Annotated in this window: 12 protein-coding genes; 9 read left to right on the forward strand and 3 right to left on the reverse strand. The window is 28.3% G+C overall.

All coding sequences use genetic code 11. From position 1 onward, the window contains the following. The first annotated feature begins 288 nt into the window (after positions 1–288). The 5 genes from ACYUEX_RS00305 (at position 289) to ACYUEX_RS00325 (ending at position 13,603) form a co-directional block, all read left to right on the forward strand. Positions 289–8,850, forward strand: a complete 8,562-nt coding sequence (locus tag ACYUEX_RS00305; RefSeq protein ID WP_460286049.1) for a GH36-type glycosyl hydrolase domain-containing protein — start codon at positions 289–291, stop codon at positions 8,848–8,850. Positions 8,851–9,128: 278 nt separating this feature from the next. Next, positions 9,129–9,581, forward strand: coding sequence for a methylglyoxal synthase (locus ACYUEX_RS00310; protein ID WP_411169730.1), 453 nt, complete (start codon positions 9,129–9,131; stop codon positions 9,579–9,581). 16 nt (positions 9,582–9,597) lie between these two features. Then, complete coding sequence (locus ACYUEX_RS00315) at positions 9,598–10,173, forward strand: TetR/AcrR family transcriptional regulator (protein ID WP_411169731.1); 576 nt, start codon at positions 9,598–9,600, stop codon at positions 10,171–10,173. Positions 10,174–10,205: 32 nt separating this feature from the next. After that, positions 10,206–10,769, forward strand: coding sequence for a sugar O-acetyltransferase (locus tag ACYUEX_RS00320; protein ID WP_460286050.1), 564 nt, complete (start codon positions 10,206–10,208; stop codon positions 10,767–10,769). 380 nt (positions 10,770–11,149) lie between these two features. Next, positions 11,150–13,603: a YhgE/Pip family protein gene (locus ACYUEX_RS00325; protein ID WP_460286051.1), complete on the forward strand. Its 2,454-nt coding sequence runs from the start codon at positions 11,150–11,152 to the stop codon at positions 13,601–13,603. 289 nt (positions 13,604–13,892) lie between these two features. On the opposite strand, the gene ACYUEX_RS00330 is transcribed toward ACYUEX_RS00325, so the two are convergent. Both ACYUEX_RS00330 and ACYUEX_RS00335 read right to left on the reverse strand, forming a co-directional pair. Then, the gene (locus tag ACYUEX_RS00330) at positions 13,893–15,188 is read right to left on the reverse strand and encodes an MFS transporter (RefSeq protein WP_460286052.1); all 1,296 of its coding nucleotides are present in this window, start codon (positions 15,186–15,188) and stop codon (positions 13,893–13,895) included. 185 nt (positions 15,189–15,373) lie between these two features. Next, a complete protein-coding gene (locus ACYUEX_RS00335; RefSeq protein ID WP_460286053.1) occupies positions 15,374–16,678 on the reverse strand; it encodes an alkaline phosphatase family protein in 1,305 nt (434 codons plus the stop codon). A gap of 322 nt (positions 16,679–17,000) precedes the next feature. On the opposite strand from ACYUEX_RS00335, the gene ACYUEX_RS00340 reads away from it, so the two are divergent. From ACYUEX_RS00340 to ACYUEX_RS00355, 4 genes are all read left to right on the forward strand, one after another. Further along, on the forward strand, positions 17,001–17,345 hold the full coding sequence (locus ACYUEX_RS00340) for a cupin domain-containing protein (RefSeq protein ID WP_411169736.1): 345 nt from the start codon (positions 17,001–17,003) through the stop codon (positions 17,343–17,345). A 257-nt stretch (positions 17,346–17,602) separates the two neighbouring features. Continuing rightward, positions 17,603–18,271, forward strand: a complete 669-nt coding sequence (locus ACYUEX_RS00345; RefSeq protein WP_460286054.1) for a response regulator transcription factor — start codon at positions 17,603–17,605, stop codon at positions 18,269–18,271. Continuing rightward, positions 18,271–19,638: a sensor histidine kinase gene (locus tag ACYUEX_RS00350; RefSeq protein ID WP_460286055.1), complete on the forward strand. Its 1,368-nt coding sequence runs from the start codon at positions 18,271–18,273 to the stop codon at positions 19,636–19,638. The genes ACYUEX_RS00345 and ACYUEX_RS00350 overlap by 1 nt, the downstream gene beginning before the upstream one ends. 134 nt (positions 19,639–19,772) lie before the next feature. Then, positions 19,773–20,138: a hypothetical protein gene (locus tag ACYUEX_RS00355; protein ID WP_460286056.1), complete on the forward strand. Its 366-nt coding sequence runs from the start codon at positions 19,773–19,775 to the stop codon at positions 20,136–20,138. 210 nt (positions 20,139–20,348) lie between these two features. On the opposite strand, the gene ACYUEX_RS00360 is transcribed toward ACYUEX_RS00355, so the two are convergent. Next, on the reverse strand, positions 20,349–22,124 hold the full coding sequence (locus ACYUEX_RS00360) for a methyl-accepting chemotaxis protein (RefSeq protein WP_460286057.1): 1,776 nt from the start codon (positions 22,122–22,124) through the stop codon (positions 20,349–20,351). Positions 22,125–22,179 lie beyond the last annotated feature (55 nt).

Below are 22,179 nucleotides of genomic sequence, written 5' to 3' on the forward strand. Positions count from 1 at the left end.
CTTCTGCACAATGAACTAATTTAGTTCATTGTGCAGAAGCTAATTTTTATGTCCACTTTTTTATTTATCTAATTTTCACTAGACTTTCTTTTTCTTTATGAGTAAAAATCCTTAATTCTGCAAATAATAAACTTATCCTATGGGTATAATTCTTAAAGAAGATTTTTTAAGAAAAGAAATTATAGAAAAATCTAAAATGAATAAGTTTAAGTATATTTTTAACAAGAGAAATTTATTTTAGTATAACGATAAATTTATTTAAATTAAAGAGTAGAGGAGTATTTATTTATGAAGGAAGAGGTTTTAAAAAGTGGCAGAAAAACAGTCTTAATGGAGTTAAATGAAGCCTTTAAAGGTATAATTCATAATCATAAATATTTAAATAAGCTTGCAAAGCATGGTGAAGATGTAATTTCTTCAGCTGAATGGTTATTAGATAATATATATTTAATAGAAAAGGAATATAAAGCAATAAAATTCAATTTGCCAATTAATTATTTTGATAACTTACCAACTGTTGAAATGGAAGATATAAAATATCCAAGAGTATATATTTTAGCAAAAAATTATATTGAAAAAAATCAAAATACAATAGAAGAAAGTGAAATAATAAAATTTATAAATGAGCAAGGAGAAATATTTACAATAGGAGAACTTTGGGCTTTTCCGTTAATGCTTAGAATTGCATTAATTACAAACTTAGCAATTATAACCAATGATATGGTAGTTCTTCAAAAACAACGATTAGGAGCAAAGGACTTAGCAAATACAGTTATAGATTCTTACAATAATCAAAAGTTAGATATATTATTATCTAAGTTAGAAAGTAAATATCCAATAGAAGTAGAAGATACTACAAAAGATATTTCTGAAATTAATTATATGGGAGATGAGGATATTCTCCATGATGGTCTATTTTCACCGGAATTTTTAGATAAGTTTTTTAATATTTTAAGAAATAACTCAATAGATGATGAAAGAATATATAAATTTGCTCTAGATAGATTAAAGGACAAGGAAAATACAAGCTTTGAAAAGGAAATAATAAAAGATCATATAAGAGAAGGGAATATAGCTACAACAATAGGACGGATTATAAGTTCGTTAAGAATAATGGATTCTGTAAATTGGAAGAGATTCTTTTCAGAAACATCAAATGTGGAGAAAATATTACAACAAGACCCAGCAGAAATTTATGAAAAAATGGATTTTGAAACAAAAGATTATTATAGACATAAGATAGAAGAAATTTCAAAAAAGATAGATATAAAAGAACTAGAGTTAGTTAAAACAGCGTTAGAGCTTAGTACTTTGTATCTTGAAGATAAGGATCCATATAAAAGGCATATAGGTTATTACATAGTAGATGAAGGAATAAAGGATGTATTAAAAAGATTTAATATTAATAAGAATATAGATAGAAAAATTTCAAGAGCAACATATTTATCAACAATATTTTTTGGAACAATGTTAGTAGATTTAGTAGTCTTACTATTAACATACTTAATACCATTAAACTTTAACATAGGACAATATATATTAGCATTTATATTAATGATAATTCCATCAAGTGAGGTTGTAATATCATTATTTAATTGGTTTATAGCAAAGGTAACTCCTGTTAGCTTTATACCTAAAATGAACTACTCAAAGGGAGTTCCAGAAAGTCAAAGAACTATAGTAGTTATTCCTGCAATATTAAGCTCAGGAAAAGGTGCAGTTGAATTATTAAAAAAATTAGAAATTTATTATTTAGCCAATAGAGATAAAAATATATTTTTCGCTTTACTTGGAGATTTATGTGACAGTAATAATGAAAGTGAACCTTTAGATAAATCTATAAATGATGAAGCAATAAAGTTTACAAAAGAATTAAATAAAAAATATTCAATAGATGGAGAAGATAGATTTTTCTTCTTTAACAGAAAGAGATTATACAATAAGGCAGAAGGAGTTTTCATGGGCTATGAAAGAAAAAGAGGAAAGCTCATGGAATTTATGGCACTTGTAAGAGGTAGTGAAGAAACTACATATAATGTACTGAGCAGTAAGATAGACTCATTAAAAAGTGCAAAATATATTATAACTTTAGATAGTGATACATTTTTACCTATAGGAGCAGCTAAAAAACTTATAGGAGCTATGAGCCATATATTAAATACTCCTTGCATAGAAAATCAGGTTGTAGTTAGAGGGTATGGAATAATGCAACCAAAAGTAGGTGTACATTTAGAAGATAAACATAAAACATATTTTTCTGAAATTTTTGCAGGTGAAGCAGGGGTAGATGCTTATTCTACAGCTTCATCAGATACATATCAGGATCTTTTTGGAGAAGGAATATTTACCGGAAAGGGAATTATAGAAATAGATACTTTCTATGATGTTCTAAAAGATGAAATTCCAGAGAATAAGGTTTTATCTCACGATTTAATAGAAGGTGTCTTAACAAGATGTGCACTAATAACAGATGTTGAAGTTATAGATGGATATCCATCTAGTTATATTTCAAGTGCTTTAAGACTTCATAGATGGGTAAGAGGAGACTGGCAAATATCAGGTTGGATATTTTCAAAGAAATTATCAGCAATATCTAAGTGGAAGATTATAGATAATCTTAGAAGAAGTTTATTAGCACCAAGCTTACTAATAGCTTTACTAGCAGTCTTAACAGTATTAAATGGAGCAGTGCAAATATCCATATTGCTATTCTTAGCTTTAATAACACCATTAGTATTTACAGTAACAGATTTTGTTGTAACTCCTAAAAATAAGCTTATGGGAACCTTTAAAAATTTAAAACAAATAATATTGATATTAAGTTTTATCCCATATCAAGCGTGGTTAATGTTTGATGCTATATTTAGAACAATTTATAGATTACTTATATCTAAAAAGAATTTACTTCAATGGAAAACCGCTGATAGAGTTGAGAAGTCAGTAAAAAATACATATATGTGGTATTATCAAAAAATGTGGATATCAGTAGGTGTATCTTTAGTAGTATTATTACTTAGTTTAGATAATTCTATAGAAGTTTTAATAGCAACAATAGTAATTTTTATCCTTTGGGCTATAGCGCCTGCAATAGCATGCAAAATATCAAAAGAAGCGATATTTGTAGAGGATAGAATAGAGTTAGAGGATGAAGAATTTTTAAGAGAAAGTAGCAGAAGAATATGGGCTTATTATGAAGATTTTATAAACGAAGAAAATAATTATTTAGCACCAGACAATTATCAAGAAAAGCCATTTAAAGGATTAGCTCATAGAACATCACCTACTAATATAGGTATGGGATTGATTACTAATCTAACAGCTTATGACTTAGGATATATATCAATAGGAGAAGTTGTTTATAGAACAGAATTAATACTAGATGGTATGAGAGGTTTAGAAAAGTTTAAAGGTCATTACTTAAATTGGTATGATACAAAAACAAAAGAACCACTTTGGCCTAGATATGTATCAACAGTAGATAGTGGAAATCTTTTAGGATACCTGTGGATAATTAAAGAAACTATAAAGGATTTCAATAATGATCCAATAGTTAGAGAAAAAGAAATTTTTGCAATAAAAGATACCTATAGCTTAATTAGAAAAGATGAAAAAGAAGAATTTTACGATGGTTTACCTGATAATATAGATTTGAAGGATTATAAAAATATTTTATTAGATGAGCTAAAGAGAGTAAATGATAAACTAGAGAAAAATAAAGAAAATAATGAAAAAGACAAGAGTGAATATTATTGGCTAAAAAAATTGAAAAAAGAAATAGAAATAAAAATAGATTTTTATGATTATATATTTGATGGTATAGAAAAAATAGTTATAGATTCTTTTGAAAATTATAAATCACCAACATTAATGGAGTTAATAGATAGATTAGAAGATATAAAGAATTCTTCAGGTGAAGAGTTTAGAGAAATATTATCTAAAAAAATAAATAATTTAAGAGAATTTGATGAAAGACTTAAGCTTATTTATTCAGAAATAGATAGCATAATGGAAGATATGAACTTTAGTTTCTTATACAGCAAAAACAGAGGTCTTTTTGCTATAGGATATAATGTTGAAGAAAAATCCTTAGGAAATTCTTATTATGATTTAATGGCATCAGAAGCAAGAATATCCTCATTTTTAGCTATAGCAAGAGGTGAGATTCCAAAAGAACATTGGTATAACTTAAGTAGAAATATGACAAAGGCCTTTGGTGAAAAAAGCTTGGCTTCATGGAGTGGTACTATGTTTGAGTATTTCATGCCATTCCAAATAATGAAAAGTTTTAAAAAGACTATATGGGATTTAACATATTCCTCAGTAATAAATGCTCAAAAAAATTATGGCGAAAAGAAAAACATTCCATGGGGAATATCAGAGTCAGCTTATTATGAATTTGATATAAACCAAAACTATCAATATAAAGCCTTTGGAGTACCTGGAATAGGTTTAAAGAGAGGGCTAGAAGAAGATGTTGTTGTATCTCCATATTCTTCAATAATGACGTTACCTTATGATAGAAAAGGATCAATAGAGAATCTTAAAAAATTATATGACATTAAAGCATTTGGTAGATATGGGTTTATAGAATCAATTGATTATAGTGATGAAAAATCTAAAGACGAAGCAAAACAAGTAAGATGTTATATGGTTCACCATTTAGGAATGTCCCTTTTGGCTTTAGATAATATATTAAATAATGATATATTAAAGAAGAGGTTTCATAATATACCAGAAATAAAAGCAGTTGAAATTCTTCTAAAAGAAAAGGTTCCTCAAAATATAACCTTTGAAAGAGAAGTAGATATTACTAATAAAAATAATATAAAGATAGAAAAAGAAGATTTCATCCCAAGAATATTTAAAGGAACTAAAAGAGAAAATTCAGAAGTATTACTGTTATCAAATGGTACATATTCTACTATGATTGCAGATAGTGGTAGTGGATATTCTAGAAAGGATGATATGACAGTATACAGATGGAAAGGTGATAGTACATCTGATTCAAGTGGAATGTTCTTTTATATAAAGAACTTAAACTCAAATGATTACTGGAGTGCTGCTTATGAACCTTGTAAGGAAGAGAATGATGATTATTTAGTTGAATTTACTCTAGATAAAGCAAAATATGAAAGAAAAGATGGAAGCATAAAAACTAATTATGAAATCACTTTAGCATGTGAAGATAATTTAGAAATAAGGAAATTAACATTAAAAAATACTGGTGATAAATCAAGATGCTTAGAAGTAACAAGTTATTTAGAAGTAACTTTACAATCATTTGAAGGAGATGCAGTTCATCCAAGTTTCTCAAATCTTTTCATAAGCACAGAATATGATGAAGAAACCAAAAGCTTAATAGGTAATAGAAGACCTAGAGCTAAAGGAGCAGTTACTCCATACATATTCCATACTGTAGCTACAAATTATGAGTTAGATGGGGACTTAACTTATGAAACATCAAGGCTAAACTTTATAGGAAGAAATAGAAGTTTAAAATCTCCAGAAGTTATGGATAATGATACACCACTTCAAAATACAATTGGAATAGTACTAGACCCTATAATGAGTATAAGAAGCGCAGTTACTCTTAAAGCAGGAGAAGAAAAAGAGATTTACTATTTAACAGGAGTTGGAGAATCAAAGGAAGAAGTAATAGATATTATTAAAAAATATAAGGATATTCCAAGGATAGAAAAAGAATATGAAGCTTATAATTATGCTAATCAATTAGAGATTAAGCATATGGGTATTAGATCTGCTCAAGCTAATATATATCAAAGCTTGGCATCTTATATTTTATACTTACACAGTGGAAGAAAAAATAGAGAATATTATATAAAGAATATTAGTATGAATCAAGAAAATTTATGGTCTTATGGAATATCAGGAGATTTACCTATAATATTTTTAGTATTAGAAACAGAAGACGACATTGATTTATTAAGGCAAGTTATTAATATGCATTATTACTTTAGAAATAAAGGAATAAAATCAGATTTAATAATTTACAATGAAGAAGAAATATCATATGAAGAACCATTACAAAAAAATATTATGTCTACAGTGAAAAATTCTGTTGAAAGAGAAAGCTTAAATAAATCAGGTGGAATTTTTATTCATAACAAATCAACAATGGATGATAATGTAGAAAGATTTATAATAGGAATAGCAAAAATTTATATAAATTCATCTGAAGGCACTTTAGCAAAGCAATTAATAGAATCAATAGAATACAAATATGATGATTATAAGAATAAAGAAGAGTTATCACATATTAATAGAATAAGAGTAAATATAAACGAAAGTGATTATATAAAGAGCTTTGTAGATAAGGAAATAAATAAAAAAGATAAGGCTTCAAATAAAGCATTAAAAGAGTATGGTTTAAGAGAATTTAATAAGAATAATGAGAATAAATTAGGCGAATTAAGAAATACTGAACTTATGAATGAACATTTAAACATAGAAGAATTAGATTTCTTCAATGGTTATGGAGGCTTTAATAAAATCGATAAAAGTTATGTTATAAGACTTAAAGATTATGAAAACACTCCGGCACCATGGATAAATGTAATTTCTAATAAGGATTTTGGATTCCATATTTCCGAGGTGGGTTCAACTTATACCTGGTGTGGAAACAGTAGGGAAAATAAAATAACGCCTTGGAGCAATGATTGGGTTGTGGATCCAACAGGAGAAGCTTTATATATAAGAGATAACAATACAGGAGCATATTTTACAATTACTCCTATGCCAATAAGAGACGGTGGAGAGTATATTGTTGAGCATAGCTTTGGAGTTTCAACATTTAAACATACTGCATATAACATTAGTGGTGAAATGAAGATTTTCTGTCCACAAGAAGAAAAGTTGAAATTATGCAAGGTTTCTCTTAAAAATTTATCAAATGCAAATAAAAGCTTATCTATATTTTACTACGCTCAGTTAGTACTTGGTGTATATAATTATGGAAGTGCTAAATATATAAGCACCCATGCCCAAGGCAAATATATATATGGCCAAAATCCTTATTCAAAATATTTTGGCAAGTTAAAGGCTTATTTATCTATTAATGGTGATAAAGAGCAAAGCTTTACAGGAGATAGAAAAAGTTTTATAGGTGTAGGTGAAGACTTAAGTGCTCCTAAGGCATTATCCTTAGATAAATTAAATAATGTGTATGGAAGTGTCTATGATCCTTGTTTAGCAGCTCAATTAAATATAGATTTAGATGCCGGAGAAGAAAAGGAAATTGTAATAATTTTTGGTGAAGAAGAGGATGAGAAATTAATCGAAGAAAAAATAAATAAATATAGCAATATGGCGAATGTTCATAAAGAATTAGCTAATATAAAAGAATATTGGTCAAATTTCCTAGGAAATATACAAGTAAAGACACCAGATTTATCTATGGATTATATGTTAAATGGGTGGCTTATGTACCAGACATTAGCTTGTAGATATTTATCAAGAACAGCATTTTATCAAAGTGGTGGAGCCTATGGCTTTAGAGATCAACTTCAAGACTCAATGGCAATAGGAGTACTAGATCCAAATATAACAAGAGAACAAATTTTAAGGAGTGCTTCAAGACAATATATTGAAGGAGATGTCCAACACTGGTGGCATCCAATAATTAATTCTGGTATAAGAACTAGATTTTCAGATGATTTATTATGGTTACCTTATGTAACAATTGAATATATAAAGTCAACAGGTGATTATAGTATTTTAGATGAAGAGGTACCTTATTTAGAGGATGAACCATTAAGAGATGGAGAAGATGAAAGGTACACAATAGTAAATCAGTCAAGAAAAAATGGAAGCATATATGAACACTGCTTAAAAGCTATAGATAAAGGGTTAAGATTTGGAAAACATAATATTCCTCTTATGGGTAGTGGAGATTGGAATGATGGAATGAGCACTGTAGGAAATAAAGGAGAAGGAGAAAGCGTTTGGGTAGGCTGGTTCTTATATAAAATATTAGATGGATTTAAAGAAATTTGTAATTATAGAAAAGACAATGAAAAAGAAGAAGAATATAATACATTCCAAAGCTTTATACAAGAGAACTTAGAGAAAAATGCTTGGGATGGAGGATGGTACAGAAGAGCATACTTTGATGATGGAAAGCCTCTTGGATCAAGGGAAAATGATGAATGTAAAATAGATGCAATAGCACAAAGTTGGTCAATAATTTCTAATGCAGGAAAGTCTACAAGAGTAAAAGAAGCTATGGAAGCAGTTGATAAACATCTTGTAGATAAGGATAAGGGGCTTATAAAATTACTAGCACCACCTTTTGATAAATCTACTTTAGAACCAGGATATATAAAAGGTTATGTACCAGGAGTTAGAGAAAATGGTGGTCAATATACGCATGCAGCAGTATGGGTTATTTTAGCCTTAACTAAGCTTGGATTAGGTGATAAAGCATGGAGATATTACAATATGATAAATCCAATAAATCACTCTAATACAGAGCTTGAAGCAAGAAGCTATAAAGTAGAACCATATGTAATGGCAGCAGATGTGTATATAAAAGAGCCTCATGGTGGAAGAGGTGGATGGAGCTGGTATACAGGAGCATCAGGATGGATGTATAAAGTAGGACTTGAGGATATATTAGGATTAAAGAAGATAGAAGGAAAAGGATATAAAATAAAACCATGTATTCCTGAGGCGTGGAATGAATACGAAATAAACATTAAAAATGAAAAAGAGCAATATAGTATAAAAGTAAAAAGAGGTGAAAATAAAGGTCTTATTATAAATGGAGAAAAGTCAAAAGATGATTTAATTCCTAAAGACAAAGGAAACCTAAATATAGAAGTTATAATATAAAAAAATTCATATAAAATTATAAAAAGCTATATTACTGAAATTCTACTTATCAGTAATATAGCTTTATTTTAAAGGTTTTTAACTCTTTAGAAGGTTATATTTTTATTAGTAAACTATAATTTTATAATGAAACTACAGAATATTTAAAAAATATTAAAAGTTATATACCATTGTAAATTAATATTTAGTTATGTATAATTTTAGTAATAACTGAGATGATAAAAATTTATTCTTAGTTTTAAATAAAAATAAACCTTTGGTTGATTAGGGGGAGAGGTATGAGTAAATATAAAATGGGTGAAAGAAAAAAAATAGCACTTGTAGCTCATGATAATAGAAAATCTGCTTTAATTGAATGGGTGTATGAAAATAAAGAGTTATTAGAAAAACATATACTTTGTGGAACTGGAACAACTGCTAAGCTTATTAGTGAAAAAACTGGATTAAGTGTACATGGTTTTGAAAGTGGACCAATGGGAGGAGATCAACAAATCGGAGCAGCCATAGTAAATGGAGAAATAGATTTAATGATTTTCTTTTGGGATCCATTAACATCTCAACCTCATGATCCAGATGTAAAAGCACTACTTAGAATAGGGGTACTATATGACGTAGCAATTGCAATGAATAAATCTGCAGCAGATTTTCTTCTAAGTTCAGATAGGTTTAATGAAGAGTATGAGAAAAATATTGTAGATTATTATGACAAAATAAGAAAAGATAATTTCTAAGAAGGTGGAGATCTTAATGAATAAAACTAAAAGAGCTATCTTTGAATCAGCTATAAAGGTTTTTTCTAGTTATGGTTATACTGGAGCAACAATGGATGAAGTTGTAGCTAGAGCTGGAGTAGCTAAGGGTAGCTTGTATTATCACTTTAAAAGTAAAGAAGAACTCTTTATGTTTATAATTAAAGAAGGAATAAATCTTATAAATGAAGAAATAGAAGAAGCAACAAAGGATATTGATAATCCATATGAAATAATAAAAGTTTCTGCAAAGGTTCAACTTAAATATGTTTATGAAAACAAAGATTTATTTAAGGTAATAGTTAGCCAGCTTTGGGGAACTGGTGATAGAAATAATATGTTAAGAGAAGAAATAAAAACTCTTATAGATAGAAGTTCACTTAAGTTTAGAGCTGTAATGGATGGAGGATTTATCGAAAATGATGATCCAGCTTTCTTGAGCTACGGTTTAATTGGAGTATTAGTTTCTTCAGCTCTTTATGAAATTTTAAATGAAGATAAATACGACCATGAAGAAATAGTTGAGAAATTTATGAAGTATTTTCAATATGGAATAAATGTAAAAAGAGATTGAAATAGTTATTGTGATTTAGGAGAGAGTATGACATGAAAGAAAAAGAAAAAATGCTTAAAGGATTACCGTATGATCCTAATGATGAAGAATTAGTAAATGGAAGATTAAGAGCCAGAAAGCTAACTAGATTATTTAATTCAACTATAGAAACAGAATTGGATGAGCGTAAAAAAATATTAAAGGAGCTTTTCGGTTCAACAGGAGAAAATATTTATATAGAGCCCAATTTCAAATGTGATTATGGATATAACATACATGTCGGAGAAGGATTCTATGCAAATTTTGATTGTATAATGCTTGATGTATGTGAAATAAAGATAGGTAAAAATTGCTTTATTGCACCAGGAGTACATATATATACAGCAACTCATCCAATAGATCCAAATGAAAGGCTAAAATATGAATTTGGGAAAAGTGTTACTATAGGAGATAATGTTTGGATAGGAGGACATTCAACTATAAATCCAGGAGTCACAATAGGAAATAATGTTGTAATAGCTTCAGGATCAGTTGTAACTAAAGATGTTCCAGATAATGTTGTAGTGGGAGGAAATCCGGCTAAAATAATAAAAAACATAGAACTAAAAAATAGATAAATAACAAAAAATAATCAATTGATAATATAAGTGATAAATATACAAAAAATTTAAAAATATTTCTTAAAAAGGTTAGTTATAAGCACTTAAAGCTATAGACTAGTCTTTTTTTATACTTTTCTTATCTTCAGTTTGTAAGTGGAAATATGTAAGTTTGCGTTGACTTGGAGCGGAGTGACGGAAGAAGCAAATTTACATATTTCCACTTTTTTATTTCAAATTTATTGGTAAATGTTTTCATTATACTATTCTAAAAATTAATGAAAAAACCTAAAAAAATTTTCAAAAATTATATTGACTACCCAGTACAAAAGTAGTATAAATATATCATACTGATTAACTGACTAATCAGTACAAAAAATTAAACAGAGGGTGATTGTATGAATTTCCTAAAGATTGCAGGGGAAGACATCAAGAGCATATTTAAAAACCGATTCATAAGAGTATCGATAATTGCAATTATTGTAGTACCACTATTATATTCATTATTATACTTATATGCTTTCTGGGATCCATATGCAAAACTTAGCGATGTCAACGTTGCGGTAGTAAATAAAGATGAAGGTACCATCTTAGATGGTGACAAGGTTAACTATGGTAAGGATATTGAAGAAGAATTAAGGGGAAATAACGAAATTGGATGGGTCATAACATCTGAAGAAGATGCTAAAGAAGGCCTAGAAGGTAAAGAATACTATGCAAAAGTAGTTATTCCAAAGGATTTTTCATCAAAGGTTATAGCAGCTAAGGATGGAGCACCAAAGGTTGCAAAGATTGAGTTTATAACAAATGATAAAAAGAACTTCTTAGCATCACAAATAAACTCAAAAGTAGAAGGCGAACTTAAGGCAAATATAACTAAAACAATAACAAATAATTATGTAGAAGTAGCATTTGATAGTTTATACGAAGCTAAGGACGGATTAACTCAAGCTGCTGATGGAAGTAAACAAATTTATGATGGTTTAAGCACAATGAATGAGAAAGTACCAGAATTAGTTGATGGAGCAAACAAATTAGGCGATGGTTCAGGTCAACTAGTAAATGGACAAGTTGCACTTAATGATGGTATTGGAGCTGCAGCAAATGGTTCTAAAGCTTTAAATTCAGGACTTGGACAATTATACGGAAAAGTTCCAACATTAAGTGGTGGCATGAATGAGTTAGCAAAAGGAACAGGAGACTTAAAGTCAGGAATTTCAGAAGCAACAGATAACTCAAAGAAATTAGCTGATGGAAGCAAGAACTTATATAATTCTTATACAGATGAAGTATACCCAAAAATTGGTCAATTAAAGGCAGGAGCAAATCAGCTAAATCAAGGATTATCATCAGAACAAGAAGATATAGCTAAATTAAAAGGGGGAGTTGCTTTACTAACTAATAATTCAGATCCTTTAGTAGCAGGATATTCAGAAATAAATGATGGAATAAATGAGTTAATAGCAGGGGTATCAGATTCAACAAAGGCAACAGCAATGATACAAGATCTTTTAAATAAAGCATCAAATTCAAAAGATATTGATGAAAAAAATCAATTGATACAGCAAGCAATGCAAATAACTCAAAAAATACAAGCTGAAGCAGCAAAAAATGCGCCAGGAGTTAAGAAGTTAACTGAAGGAACTAAAAACTTTAAAACGGGTTTAAATGATTATACAACAGGATCAAAAGCTTTAGCAGCAGGTACAACTCAATTAATTGGAAAGGCTTCAAAAGGAGCTTCAGAATTAAGTAATGGATTAAATGGCTTATATGCTGGTCTAGATCCTAATACTAGTGATTTTGGTTTAGGACTAAAATCTATATCAGATGGAAATGGAAGGTTAAGTGTTGGTTTAACCCAGATAAATGCAGGTGCTTCAAAGGTAAATGCAGGTGCTAGTGAGATAAATTCAAGTATACCAGAATTAAGTTCAGGAATAGGTGCACTTTATAATGGTTCAAGTGAACTAGCAAATGGTTCAATTAAACTTGCTGATGGTTCAAACCAATTAGTAAGTGGACAAAAAGCATTAAATGATGGAGTATCTCAATTAACATCAAAGGTACCAGAGTTAAGCGATGGAGTTACAAAGCTTCATGATGGAAGTAATGAATTAGCAACTAAGCTTAATGAAGGTGCAGATGAGATGGAAAAAGGATTAGTAAATCCAGCAGATACAATGGGTGAATTTGTATCAGAACCAATTAATATGAATTTAGAGTCAATAAATAAAATTCCAAATTACGGAACAGGATTTGCACCATACTTTATACCACTTTCATTATGGATAGGTGCAATAATGATGTTCTTTGTAATACCAGCAAATGTTAGAGATGAAGAAAATTTATCTAAGTTTGATAAGGTAGCAGGTAAATATTTATCTTATGCATTTGTAGGTGTTTTACAAGCAGTGCTTGTAAGTGTAGTAGTATTAATGCTTGGATTAAAGACAAGCAATGTGGTTGCTTATGTAGCAACAAATATATTCTTATCACTAGTGTTTATTTCAATTATTCAATTCCTAATTTCATTATTAGGTGATGCAGGAAGATTACTAGGTATAGTATTATTAATACTTCAACTTACTTCATGTGCGGGTACATTCCCACTAGAAGTAGTACCTGGATTCTTTAAAGCATTGAATCCGTTTATGCCATTTACTTATGCAGTTGAGGCTTTAAGAGAAGTTATATCTGCAGAAGTAATCAACTATAGCATAATAGGAAAAGACTTCTTAATCTTAGGCGTAATACTAGTAGTATTTTTAATTATGTCTATAGCTCTAAAAAATGTTGGAGAAAAGATAGCCGAAAAGATAGAAGGAAGAAAATCAGAAATGACAGCATAGAATTAACTAGATTATAAAATTAAAATGTAATAACTAAATAAATAATTACTATGAAATGAATAACAAAAAGATGTAGAAGTTTTTAATAATTTCTACATCTTTTTTTATTCTTTGGAAATTATAAAAAGTTTACCCTGTGAATAACTTTTATAATTTCCTTCCTTCAGCTTTGAAGTTAACCTATGTAATTTTGCGATGACTTGGAGGGTCGCAAGGTCATAAGCAAAATTTACATAGGTAAACTTTTTTATAGTTACTATATAAATTAAATTGAGACCTGTATTACATATTAAATATTTTTATTGGGCTTTCTAACATTACTAATAGAATCTTTATTAATATCTTTATCATCCTTTACTTTAGTTAAACAGAAAAAGCCTATAGAAAATAAAATTATTAAGCTCAATATACCATTTTTAGTTTGACCTGTTCCTTGAGTTATTATTGCAACAAGGAATGGTCCCATAATTGCTGCAAATTTTCCAAATATATTATAGAACCCAAAAAATTCATTAGCATTTTCTTTAGGAACCATTTTGCCATAGAAGGATCTAGATATTGCTTGGATACCACCTTGAGCAGAGCCTACAGCCATCGCAAGTATCCAAAAACCTATGGCATTTTTAATAAAATATCCATATATACAAATTATCATATAAGTTATTATTCCAATATAAAGAAGCTTTTTTCCACCATATTTTTCTGACATCTTACCATATAAGATTGTAAATGGAAAAGCTACAAATTGTGTAATAAGAAGTATTACAAGTAAAGAAATCATAGATATTCCAAGATCTGTACCATAGGAAGAAGCCATTCCTATTATAGTATCTACACCATCAATATAGAAAAAGTATGCAATTAAGAATAAAAATATATTTCTATGATTTTTAATTTCTTTTATAGTTGAAAAGAGTCTTTTAAAGGAATTAGAAATAGGATTATCTTCAGGTTCAATATAATATACTTGATTAACATTTTTAAGTATAGGAATAGTAAATATTAGCCACCAAATAGCTGTAATTAAAAATGTTAACTTACATGCTGCTGGAAGTGTAATTGGTAGTATCTTCATCTGGGTAAGCAAAACAACTCCTATTGAAATTATAAAAGGAATAGTACTTCCTATATATCCAAGTGCAAATCCATAGGATGAAACCTTATCCATTCTTTCTTTAGTAGATACATCTACTAAAAAGGCATCATAAAATATATTTGTTCCTGAAAATCCAACAAGAGTAAATCCATAGCAAAGAAGTAAAAGTATAGGGTTGTTTGCAGGAATAAATGCAAGAAGTACAGTGAAAATAACACCAATAGAGAAAAAGTACTTAAAGAACTTCTTTTTATTACCTTTATAATCAGCAATAGTTCCTAAAATAGGGGCAAGGAGAGATACTACCATAGTAGAAAGAGAAATTGTGTATCCCCAAAGAGCTGTAGAGTTTGATGGTGACATACCTCCAGACTCAGCTACAGACTTAAAATACATTGGCAATATAGATGAAGTTATTGTCATTGAGTATGCAGAATTAGCCCAGTCATAAAGAGCCCAGCTTTTTTCTTGTTTGGTTAAATATTTCATAATTAATCCCCCATAATTTATAGATTTTAACCTTTTATACACTTAACATTAATTGATCTATTTTCCTAAATTAAATTTATAATATAAATTATTTTCATCCTTCGGTTTTGAAGTTCACCTATGTAATTTTGCGATGACTTGGAGCAAAGCGACGGAATAAGCAAAATTTACATAGGTGAACTTTTTTATAAGTCTAAAATTCTATCTTCTACCATACCATCAGTATTTACTAAATTTAATCCTAATAATTTTGCAAAAGTAGGTCCATGATTTATTATTTTTCCGCTTTCTAAAACAATACCTTTTTTAATTCCTTTTCCAAAGGCAACTAAAAATGTTCCATAGTTATCTTTAGTAGGAGAGTATCCGTGAGTAGATTTAGTTCTATGAGGTAATTTTCCAACATCACATTCATTAACTTCTTCAACAACATTTCCACAAAGCTCATCAACAAAGTAAAATCCTCTTTTTGCCTCAAGCATAAAGCTACATTCCGGATCAGCACCACAATTAACAGCTTCTTCATTGTTTAATATAAATTCTATAGGTGAGTCAGAAGTATTTTTGAAGTCATTTAATATAGTAGAAACAAGATTCAATATTTCTTTATCGTTTCTATTTTTTAAATAAATATAAGAAGAGCCATCACAACTTTTAGATATAGCCTTATAACTTTTTAACTTACCTTTTGAATCAACTTCAAGCAATCCATTTTCCTTAAGTAGCACATTAAGATTAATCATATTATTTCCATCAATAGTACTATGATCCCCTAAAGCTACAATTGTACTATCCTTTAGTATATTAGCCTCTTTTAGGGTATCTATTAATTCACCTAGTCTAATGTCATGTCTTTTTAAAGCTTCATTCGCTTCAACACTATTATATCCATGGTAGTGTCTATGAGCATCAACATCAGTAAAGTGGATAAGCATTAAGTTAGGCTTATATTTTAATATTGTATATTTTACAGATTCTTGAACAAAGTTATCTAGAGCAGGTTGAGAAATTCCATCTCTAATATGGCCAAACCTTTTATTTAAATCAAGTTGATATTTTAAAGAGCCAGATAAGATAGACATTACCAATTGATTATGCCAAGGCTTAGTGCAGAAAATTTCAGGTAAATTATAATCTATACTGCTTCTACCAGTTACAGGCCATAATAATGATGCTGTGGTTAAGTCATTTTCTCTGGCTAATTCAAATAAAGTTTTTGATTTAATATATTTACTATACCAATACCAGTCAGGGCTAGCATCGAATGCTTTATTTAAAGTATTGTTAACAATTCCATGCTTACTAGGATACATTCCTGTTATGATACTAGCATGTGCAGGATAAGTTAAAGTAGGATAAACACTTTCAATATTATTTATTAAACTTCCATTTTCAATTAAATACTTAAAATTTTTAAATTCTCTTAGTTTAACTACATCCTCAGATGAAACAGCATCAAAGGATAGAATTATCAAATGTTTAGTTTTCATTTAATATTTACCTACCTTTTAATTAGTAATTATATGTTAATAATATATTAATTATATCGTATAAAAGTTAAAAATATAATAAAGTATATGTAATATTCATGTTAAATAAACCAATAATGCTTAATAAAGAATTAACCAAATTTAATATAAATATTGATAAGTTACATTTAAATAACATATTTATATATCTACAAAAATCAAATAATAATATTTTTAAAATTTAACGCTAGTATTTATATAGAATAATATCTGATTAAAAAGTAATACTAAATTTAAGTAAAACTAAGTAAATTTAAATTTTATTAATATGGAGGTTATTTAGATGGATATTAACAATCATCTTTTAAATGGAGTATTAGAACAATACAATGATATGGTTGTACCAAAGATTCCAGTTTTTACAGGAAATGATATTACTTCAGAAGTTTACTTTTTTAAGCCAGGACAAGTTTTGAAAAGTCATAGACATCCAAGTGGAGAGCAAATTTTTATATTTTTAAAGGGAGAAGGAAAAATTAAAGTTGGAGAAAATGAATTTGATGTAAGTGAAGGAAGCACAGTATTTATACCTACTGGAGAGTGGCATGAAATAACTAACGGAAGCAAAAATAAAATGACTGCTGTTCAAGTAACTAAAGTAGGTGCAGGAGCAGAATATAAATCTTAAAGTTAAAATAAATTAAAAGAGTAAGTATAATATTTTAGTTATCCTTACTCTTTTAATCTTTATTACTGAAATATAAAAGTTAAAATAATAAGATAAAAATAAAAAACTGATAGCTCCAGGTAAATGTATAGTTGATAATCTTAAGAAAATATGAGATTAATATTATAAGTAAACATTTATAAAAGTGTTAGTTAATTAGATATTCAGATATTTACGAAAAGGGATTAGAGATCGGAATTTAATACTTGGAGGATTTTATGAAAAAGATATTAGTGGTGGAAGATGAAAAACAACTTAGTAAAATTATAAAGTTATACCTAGAAAGAGAAGGCTATGATGTTACTTTAGCTAATGATGGGAAGATAGCTGAAGGCTTAATAGAAGATAATATATATGATTTGGTTGTATTAGATATAATGCTACCTAATAAGGATGGATGGTATCTTTTAAAGAAAATAAAATTTTTAAATAGTAAAACACAAGTAATTATAACTAGTGCCAGGGGGGAAGAAGAGGATAGAATTTTTGGATTTGAACTTGGTGCTGATGATTATATGGTTAAGCCATTGAGTATGAGAGAGTTGGTATTAAGGATTTCATTAAGAATTAATAGCGATAAGAAAGAATACTTTAAGGATATTAAGTACAATGATTTAAAAATAGAAGAAGAAAATAGAAGAGTATTTGAGAAGGAGAGGGAAGTTATTTTAACTCCTAAAGAATATGACTTAATGATATTTTTAATTAAGAATAAAAATAGAGTTTTCACAAGAGAAGATTTAATAGTAAGTGTGTGGGGATATGATTTCTATGGCGATACAAGAACTGTAGATACTCACGTTAAAAAGCTTAGAGAAAAAATAGATTTCTTTAAAGAAAACTTAAAAACTGTATGGAGGGTAGGCTATAGCCTTACAATAGAGTAATGAATAAAATAACTGAAAGAATGGTTAAGTATCTATTTGCTATGAATCTAGCAGTAGCACTTGTAGGATTTCTTTTAACCTCTTTTATTTTACCAAAGATTTATATAAATAATGAGTATAAAGATTTAGAAAAAGCAAGTGAATATGTTTTGGAAGCAGCTCAAAATAATACTGTTACAGATCTAGCTAATATATCAGCTGTGTTAATAAATGAGGGAAAAATTTCTAATATGTGTAGACCAGCGAATGGGCATGGACAAATGGGTCAGATGGGACAAATGGCTCAGATGAAATCTATAGATTTTGAAAGCATAAAAGGAAAGGAGATATTTAAGTCTAGAAATGGAGATACATACATAGGACTTAAAAAGACTACAGATTATGGAGATATAGTTGTTTATAAAAGTTATGAAGGTACAAAATCTTTAATAAAAAGCGTTAATTTAATTCTTATATCAATATTTTTATTTTCATTAATTGTGTCAACTTTGATAGCTAGTTATTTAGGTAATAAATTTACAAAGCCAATTATAATTTTACAAAAAAGAGCTAGCAATATTTCAAAAGGAATATATAAAGGGGAATTTTTGGTTAATACAGGAGATGAAATTCAAGAATTAAATGATAGTATAGATGAAATGGCTAAAGAACTTGAAATAAAAGATAATATGCAAAAAGAATTTATTGCAAATGTTAGTCATGATTTAAAAACTCCTTTAAGTGTAATTAGAGCTAATAGTGAAGTTATAAAAGATGGATTAGTATCTGGAGAAGAGGTTAATGAGTATGCTTCTAATATAATTAAAGAAGTGGATAACTTAACAGAGCTTGTTGGTGAAATATTAACATTATCTAGATTAAAGGATAATAATAAATTAATTAAACTTTCAAAATGTAGCTTAAAAGAGTTTATAGAAGAAAGTCATAGTAGATTAATTTGCTATTTGAAAAATGATGAAAATTTGGGTTATAAATTAGAATTAAAAATAGATGATAATTTAATTAATAAAAATATATTTGTTTTAATAGATAAGAATTATTTATTTAGAGTTGTATCTAATTTTTTTATTAATGCTATGAAGCATTCAGGAAAAAAGGATGGAAGTGTACTTTTTAGGGTAGAAGAGTTAAATGAAGATATAAAAATATCTATTAGAGACTATGGAAAAGGGATAGATTCAGAAGAACTTAAATATATTTGGGATAGATATTATAAAGGAGAAAAAAGTGGGGGAATGGGGTTAGGCTTAGCTATTTCTAAAGAAATAATATTAGCTCATGGATTTAAATATGGAGTTGAAAGTGAAGTTGGAATTGGGAGTGATTTTTATTTTATTATTCCAAAGAAACTAATAGAAATACAATAAATTTTCACAAATCCATCACAAGTTTATCATTAAACTATTAAATATTACCTTTATTATATAATTAAAGTTGCTTAAGAGGAGAGTTTTAAAAATAATCTTAAGTGGCAAATTATATTAAAGTTGGAGGTATAATCATGAAAAAAATATTTTTATCTTTATCATTAATTGCAGCCCTTACAGTAGGTACTGGTGCTATGGCATTTGCGGCTGATGGGGAGGCAGCAACAACTACAAATGAAAATACTACTACAATAACACAAGTTGATGAAGCTACTATAGATAGCCAAGATACAAATACTTACTGCCAATACAATGAGAATTGTCCATATAATGGAGAAGGCTGTGAAGGATCTGGAAAATGTAGAACTGATGGGCAAGGATTAGGTAGAAGGAATTGTCAAGGAGGATCTGGAAATCAAAGTTTAGAAAATGGTGAAAAAAGAGGAAACTGTGATGGAACAGGTCAAAGAATGGGCTTTAGAGGCGGAATGCAAAAGTAGAATATAATTATTAGTTATATTTATGTAGATGATTTGATAGTTTATAGAGAATAAGGTTTATTTAAAAATTACACTAGGTAGAATCATTTTTATATGGCACTACCTAGTGTAATTTCTAATAAAAAAATCATAATTATATAAAATCTTATTAATTTCCGATTAATAGAATATTAAGTATAATATTATAATATTTAAGGTTCTATATTGATTTTAGAATTTAAATTTTGTTAGAGTTTCTGAAAGTTCTTGTGCTAGCTCAGCTTGACTTTGAGCTGTTTCAGCAATTTTAGTTATGGCACCTATAGTTTCGTTAATGCTATCTTTAACAGCATTAACATTTGATGATGAGCCTTGAGTCATTGAAGCAACTGATTGAACAGCATCACTTAATTGAGACATTGTTGCAGATACTTCTTCAGACATAGATGCAATATCTTCACTCATTTTTCTAACAAATACTCCATCACTTTCATATTTACTGCCTATTTCAATAAAGTTTTTAAATTCTTTCATTATTTCATTGTTCATAAATTCCAGTAAAGTATTACTACTATCAGTTATACTATTAAAAGCTATTTGTACCTGTTTAACAGTATCTTTAACATTTTGAACTGAGGCTCTGGATTGCTCAGCAAGGTTTCTTACCTCTTCAGCCACTACTGCGAATCCTTTGCCTTGCTCTCCAGCACGAGCAGCTTCTATTGCAGCATTTAAAGCGAGAAGATTAGTTTGTTCAGCAATTTCTTCAATAGAATTTGCCATATAAACTATTTCATTTACAATTTTACCTTTTTCAATTGAAGATTTTATGTCACTTTCAACATCTTTATATAAATTGTTTGTATTTTCAATTACATATTCAGTATTCTCCTTAATATTAGTAGCTCTTTTTTGTATCTTTTCTGAATTCATATTTCCATCAGTAGCTTTTTCAGAAAGGACATCTATGCTTGAGCTTACTTCTAAAATAGAAGCAGATAACTCTTCTGTTATAGCACTAGTTTCTTGAACTATAGAGTTAATTTCACTTGAAGAATCACTTATTTGATCAAATTGACATGTAACTTCCTCAATAGCCATAGATAAATCTTCGGTAGCAAAGTTAACCTTGTTAGTGCTATCTATAACAGTATGAATTATTCCTTTTAAATTTTCTTGAGCTGTATTAAGGGAATTACCTATAACTCCAAACTCATCATTATATTTGTCCACTATAGATTCAGATAAGTCATATGTAGCTAGTCTATTAGATAAGGACATTATCCTCTTTAGTGACTTACTAATTCTAAGTATAATATGAATTGCAGATGCTAGAGCAAGAATTATTGATAAAATTAGAACTATGGATGTAATTCTTAATGAGCTATTATAAATATCTTTATTTGATTTTAGAGATTCTTCTGCCCATGTATTATTTAATTCTACCAATCTATCTAGTTTAATTGTAAAATATCCACATGTTTTATCTAAATCATATACAAAGTTTTTGGCTTCATTAATTTTATTTTCATTTACTAATGTAATTATTTTATTTGATAAATCATCAATAGTATCTAAAGATTTTACTATTTCATCAAAACGTTGTTTATCTTCTTCTTTTACAATTGAACTTTCGTAGAGTTCTGCAATTTGTGAGTTTCTTTTAATATTATAAGCTATATTTTCAGTTAAAGTTTTTCTTTCTGATTCATCAGTTGTTGAAAGTAGTAATTTGCTACTTAGATAATTATAAGTAGTATTTTCACTTAATTCATTAATATAAATTACTCCTAAAGTATTATCGGAGTAAAGGTTTTCGGAGGCCTTATTAACTTTATTCATATTATAGAGCCCAAGTCCCCATATAAATAATAACAAAGCTATAATTAATCCATATGACTGTATAAGTTTATGAGATATTTTATGTAATTTTTTATTAGCCTTTTTAACTTTTTCTTTTGGAATTTTTTCTTTTTTAATTAGTTGGAATTTAGTTTCTGTACTCATTTAATTCTCTCCTATTTATACAATAAATTTATTTAGTAAAATAACAAAAAAGACA

It is taken from the genome of Clostridium sp. CTA-7 (genome assembly GCF_054768095.1).

Bases quoted from the DNA above. Each gene is read 5' to 3' on its own strand.
- ACYUEX_RS00320 (WP_460286050.1), top strand. From the start codon at position 10,206: ATGAAAGAAAAAGAAAAAATGCTTAAAGGATTACCGTATGATCCTAAT.
- ACYUEX_RS00345 (WP_460286054.1), top strand. From the start codon at position 17,603: ATGAAAAAGATATTAGTGGTGGAAGATGAAAAACAACTTAGTAAAATT.
- ACYUEX_RS00305 (WP_460286049.1), top strand. From the start codon at position 289: ATGAAGGAAGAGGTTTTAAAAAGTGGCAGAAAAACAGTCTTAATGGAG.
- ACYUEX_RS00360 (WP_460286057.1), bottom strand. From the start codon at position 22,124: ATGAGTACAGAAACTAAATTCCAACTAATTAAAAAAGAAAAAATTCCA.
- ACYUEX_RS00325 (WP_460286051.1), top strand. From the start codon at position 11,150: ATGAATTTCCTAAAGATTGCAGGGGAAGACATCAAGAGCATATTTAAA.
- ACYUEX_RS00310 (WP_411169730.1), top strand. From the start codon at position 9,129: ATGAGTAAATATAAAATGGGTGAAAGAAAAAAAATAGCACTTGTAGCT.
- ACYUEX_RS00330 (WP_460286052.1), bottom strand. From the start codon at position 15,188: ATGAAATATTTAACCAAACAAGAAAAAAGCTGGGCTCTTTATGACTGG.
- ACYUEX_RS00350 (WP_460286055.1), top strand. From the start codon at position 18,271: ATGAATAAAATAACTGAAAGAATGGTTAAGTATCTATTTGCTATGAAT.
- ACYUEX_RS00340 (WP_411169736.1), top strand. From the start codon at position 17,001: ATGGATATTAACAATCATCTTTTAAATGGAGTATTAGAACAATACAAT.
- ACYUEX_RS00335 (WP_460286053.1), bottom strand. From the start codon at position 16,678: ATGAAAACTAAACATTTGATAATTCTATCCTTTGATGCTGTTTCATCT.
- ACYUEX_RS00315 (WP_411169731.1), top strand. From the start codon at position 9,598: ATGAATAAAACTAAAAGAGCTATCTTTGAATCAGCTATAAAGGTTTTT.
- ACYUEX_RS00355 (WP_460286056.1), top strand. From the start codon at position 19,773: ATGAAAAAAATATTTTTATCTTTATCATTAATTGCAGCCCTTACAGTA.